Below are 4,692 nucleotides of genomic sequence, written 5' to 3'. Positions count from 1 at the left end.
TGCAAGTAAGCTAAGTCTTGTAATTCTAGAGATAGGTATGAGGTTTGGTTTGTAAGGCACACAATAAGTATTAAAGACCCGAAATGTCAATTTAAGTTAGAAAAAAGGATTACGTTTATGTTGCAACGTAATCCTTTAAATTATTGCTTGGGCTTCTTGACTTGCGCGCCTGGTTATGACCTAGCGTAGGCGAAAGGGCTTGATCAGGGTCCGCAGTGGGGTGTGGTCCAGCCCCCAGACTACTGCGTAGCCCAGCACCAGGCCGGCCCAGTTGGTAATCACATCGTCAATATCGACCACCCGCAACGTGTGAACCAACCAGTCCGAAGCAAACTGGGCGCTTTCAATCACCAGCCCCGGCACGAGCCCGGCCAAAGCAACCTGCCACCACGACCAGTGCGGCCGCCAAAGGTAGCAGTACACCCCCAGTGGCCCGGTCAGCAAAATATTGGCCAAAAATTCCGGGTCGACGTGGACGAACGGGTGGAGGTTATACGGCACCATGTAAAAATACGACAGGGCCTTGTAAGAATCTGGCAGGACCAGCCCGACCGGGGCAAAGACCAGCCAGGCCACCACCATTAAGTAGCCCAGGCTGGTAAAGACTGTCACCCGCTGGGCCGGCGTCCGGTTTGGTACCGCCAGTAGCCGGTAATACCCCGCTAGCAAAATCAGCCAAGCCACCCCAAACGTCAACCACCGTGTCTGCAACATCAAATTGCCCCCTTCTATAAATAGTTCTAGCTTACCGAACGCAACCGGACCTGACCACCGTTGGTCCCCAAGCTTAACCAGAACTTAATTTCCCAGCATTTCCCGGGCGGTCGCCACCAGGGGACCAAATTCGGCGGCAAAGGAGCTTTCCTTTAAGTAGATCAAATTCAAGGGATGCTCGAGCGGAAAGCCGGCCAGCGGCAATTCAAACAAATCGCCCCGGGCCAATTCGTTGGCCACCAGGGCCCGGTACATAAAGCTGATCCCGACCCCCTGCTTAAGTAATTCAATGATCGCCGTCGGGCTGCTTAAGGCTAAGGTCTGGCGAAAATCACTCAGCTGGGCGTTGTGCGCCGCCAGCCAGGTCGTCAAAATCTCGCGGGTCCCCGAGCCGGCTTCGCGGACGATCAAAAGCTGGTCAAACAAGGCTGGCAATGTCGCTGGCGCCTCGGCCTGGGCGGTCACGCCGATAAAGGGCGCACTGCCCAACGGGGCGGCGGCAAAGTCCTGCTGCGAATAATTACCCTCGATCAAGGCCGCATCTAATTGACCGGCGAGCAGCTGCTGGGACAGGACAGCGGTATTTTCAATCGTCACTTCCAGCTGGTAGCCGGCCGCGATCACCTTGGCCAGCAGCTGCGGCAGTAAAAAGGCCCCCAGCGAGCGGGTCGCCCCCAAGCGCAACGGCGGGGTCTGGGCCAAGCGGAGCCGCTTTAAGACCGCCTGATTGTCCTGCCCGAGCCGTTTAGCGTAGGCCACTAGTTCCGTGGCCGCCGGCGTTAGCTTGACCCGGCGCCCATGGTGGACCAACAGCGGGACATCTAGATCGGCCTCCAGGCTGGCCAGCTGCTGGGAGACGGCCGGCTGGGTGATAAAGAGCTGCTGAGCGGCGGCGGTCAACGAGCCGGTCTGCGCCACCACCATTAAGGTCGTCAACCGGTGGTCCAGTAAATTTTCCATCGCCCTGCCCCTTTCATAAGGAAAACTAACTTACAAGAAAGAAATCATAATTTTTATTTATCAGTCTAGCATGGTACATTAAGAATGTAAAAAAATCCGGATGTCAATTCGGAAAGGAGAAAGTGAAATGCTCAAGAAGATATTTAGCTGGCCCTTTGCTTGCGCCGCGCTCTTAACCTTAATTTGTTCGCTGGCCGGCAGCTACCTGGCCACCCTCCCCTACCTCAAGGTGATTGGTGCCTTAGTGATCGCCCTCTTGTTAGGGATGGTGATGCAAGTTGGTCGCCCGGTCCTGGATTACAGCCGGCCGGGAATTGGCCTGATTGCCAACAAGTTCCTGCGTCTCGGAATCATCCTGCTGGGCTTTAAGCTCAATTTGATTGCCCTGGCCCAAGCCGGGATCAAGACGATTGCCCTGGCCGTCGTGGCCGTGACCTTCACGATTTTAGTCACCTACCAGCTCGCCCGCCGCTTCGGGGTCGACCGCCACTTAGCGATCCTGACCGCCAGCGGGACCGGGATCTGCGGGGCCGCCGCTGTGATGGGGATTTCATCGCAATTAACCAGCGATGACGATCCAGCCACCAAGTTGCGCCACCAGGAAAATGAGGTGGTTGCCGTAGCGATCGTGGCGATCCTCGGGACACTCTTTACCCTGATCGAAATCGGGCTCAAGCCACTCTTGCACATGACCGCCCTGCAATTTGGGGTGATGACCGGGGGCAGCCTGCACGAAATCGCCCACGCCGTCGCCGCTGGGAGCGCCGGGGGCCCGGTCAGCCTTGATACGGCGATCATCACCAAGCTTTCGCGGGTCCTGCTCTTGGCCCCAGTCGCGATCTTAGTCGGGATCTGGTACCAAAAGGCGACCCGGCAAGCCAACCCGACCGGTGAAAAGCAGCCGGTGCCGATTCCGTGGTTCATGCTCGGCTTTATCCTGGCCAGCGTGGCCGGCACCTTTATCCCGGGCCTGGCCGCGTTGGTACCAAGTCTGGTCAAATTAGCCTACCTGCTCCTAGGGATGGCAATGGCCGCCTTGGGGATGAACGTGAACTTCTCCGTGCTCTTCACCCGCGGCAAGATCGCCCTCGTGGCCGCCGGAATTTCTTCGGTGTTGCTCTTGATCCTGGTCGCAACTTTGTCCAAGACCTTCTTTTAATCCGTAATTAAACGCTAAAACCGCCGTCTTCCAACTCCCGGAAGGCGGCGGTTTTATTTAAATCATGCGTCATTATCTGACTTCAACTCCGTAAATTGAGCATCTAATTTAGCAATAATTTGAGCGTGTAACGTTTCGATCCGTTTGGCTACTGATTCCCACATAAATTTAGGAAATTCTTAAAGCACGTCTTAATTTGCTAGAAAAAGTAAATAAAACAGACGATAATGACATTCCATTTTAGTTGATAGAAAAAACACTTGGCAGATTTTTCGCTTGCCGAGTGTTTTTTTATTACTTATTTTTCTTGTGCCTTCTGATACTCCTTCATTTCATGCCAGCAAAAATTGATAGCCTGAGTATAGTCTAGACCTGTACGTTGATAAATGTTGTCTGGTAGCGAGTACCCGTAATAAGTACATAAATTGTCTATAGTGTCGTTTTCATCTCCAAGCACCCGGAAATAATCAGCGAGATCTAGTATTGCGGTATTAGGTGATATTGTTATACCTTGTCGTTTCAGGTAATTAATTGTTGGATTAAATGTAATTATTTTGGAAGCTTTATTAAATATAGATTGTATTTTATCCTTATAGTTTTCTAATAAAGGAGCTTTATAAGTATCTTCTGGCTTAATGCCGTTAAGATCGCTGTACCACCAATCGACAAGTTTGGTACAAAAAGTACTGTTAAAAAGGTCTTTATTATTAGTATCAATAATTGTTAGTCGTATAATTTCATCAAATTCTTCACCTCCTGTTGCATCTAGCCAATAGATCAACGTTTGTTTATCATTCATTGCAATCACCTCGTCAGGCATTGTAACTCTGAGCAGTATTGGTTGGACGCAGTTGATGTTCAATCTGCTGCTTGATTCTATACAAAGTAGATTTTGATAAGTGAAATTTCTCTTGAGTAGCAGTGTATGTATGAGATTGAAGATAGTCATATGCTTGTTTGTATTTTGGTGTGATGACACGTTTATTATGACCTCCAACGTTTACCGTAGCCTGATACTTTGCTTTCTTAATAGCTTTAGAAAGACACTTCTGATGAAGATAATGAGCGTAGTCAAGCTGAGCTAGTTGTGATGAAATAATCCAGTTACTGGCATCACTATCATCACTAAGATCCATATCACTACTCTTAATTATGATACCTGTATTTTCAATGTCATGCATAATACAACATAACTCACGAACATTACTATACAGATCTGTTAAATCAGGGACAAATAGAATATCTCCTTCTTTGGCAATATTAGCTAAGAACATATGCAACTTATATCTCTCCTTATTACCACGACTGAAACCATCTGCAAAACAGTTTTTATAAGGGATCCTGCTGCTTAACAAAACTTCAGCTCGATGCTCAAAACCAGGATCCTTGATAATCTTATCCTTATAAAAACCTGAGACGTAACCATACATAGTCATAGTATTATCACTCCTTATTTGTACTACAACTGTTCTAATAAAAAAAATCTATTCAATCTCAGAGAAGAAATTGAATAGATTAATACCAATTTAAATAATTAAGGAGAAAAAACAAACAGACGCAACAAATATTAACACATCATGGGCATTCCCATTCTAGATGAGAAATGTGATTTATCAATAATTGTTGATATGACAGGAGTTACAGCATATTGAACAACCCGCACATTTTATATAAGTGCGGGGGGGTTATCAATTTTATTAAGATTTATTATAAGAGGATAGAGTGTAAATATTGTATAGTTTGAAGTGTTTTGGATGACAGTTATTAATTACAATAATTGATATCCTGAAATGTCAAATTAAGTTAGAAAGAAACTAACTGTGCGTCTGTGATATTCTCCATGAATACCTCAATGGGTG

5 protein-coding genes are annotated in these 4,692 nt (G+C 47.8%); 1 reads left to right on the top strand and 4 read right to left on the bottom strand.

Features of this window, described 5'->3' with window-relative positions; translation table 11 throughout:
- Positions 1 to 180: 180 nt before the first annotated feature.
- A complete protein-coding gene (locus QOS01_RS10185; RefSeq protein WP_117114908.1) occupies positions 181 to 714 on the bottom strand; it encodes a VanZ family protein in 534 nt (177 codons plus the stop codon).
- A gap of 84 nt (positions 715 to 798) precedes the next feature.
- A complete protein-coding gene (locus QOS01_RS10180; RefSeq protein ID WP_263316485.1) occupies positions 799 to 1,674 on the bottom strand; it encodes a LysR family transcriptional regulator in 876 nt (291 codons plus the stop codon).
- A gap of 127 nt (positions 1,675 to 1,801) precedes the next feature.
- On the opposite strand from QOS01_RS10180, the gene QOS01_RS10175 reads away from it, so the two are divergent.
- Positions 1,802 to 2,833: a YeiH family protein gene (locus tag QOS01_RS10175; RefSeq protein WP_085719415.1), complete on the top strand. Its 1,032-nt coding sequence runs from the start codon at positions 1,802 to 1,804 to the stop codon at positions 2,831 to 2,833.
- A gap of 298 nt (positions 2,834 to 3,131) precedes the next feature.
- On the opposite strand, the gene QOS01_RS10170 is transcribed toward QOS01_RS10175, so the two are convergent.
- Both QOS01_RS10170 and QOS01_RS10165 read right to left on the bottom strand, forming a co-directional pair.
- On the bottom strand, positions 3,132 to 3,632 hold the full coding sequence (locus QOS01_RS10170; RefSeq protein WP_182589922.1) for a 3'-5' exonuclease family protein: 501 nt from the start codon (positions 3,630 to 3,632) through the stop codon (positions 3,132 to 3,134).
- Positions 3,633 to 3,645: 13 nt separating this feature from the next.
- Positions 3,646 to 4,269: a recombinase family protein gene (locus tag QOS01_RS10165; RefSeq protein ID WP_283622246.1), complete on the bottom strand. Its 624-nt coding sequence runs from the start codon at positions 4,267 to 4,269 to the stop codon at positions 3,646 to 3,648.
- Positions 4,270 to 4,692: the final 423 nt, after the last annotated feature.

This window comes from Limosilactobacillus avium (assembly GCF_947381485.1).
GTDB lineage: Bacteria > Bacillota > Bacilli > Lactobacillales > Lactobacillaceae > Limosilactobacillus > Limosilactobacillus avium.
The sequence above is the reverse complement of the archived record's forward strand: the minus strand, read 5'-3'. Positions and strand labels throughout refer to the sequence as shown.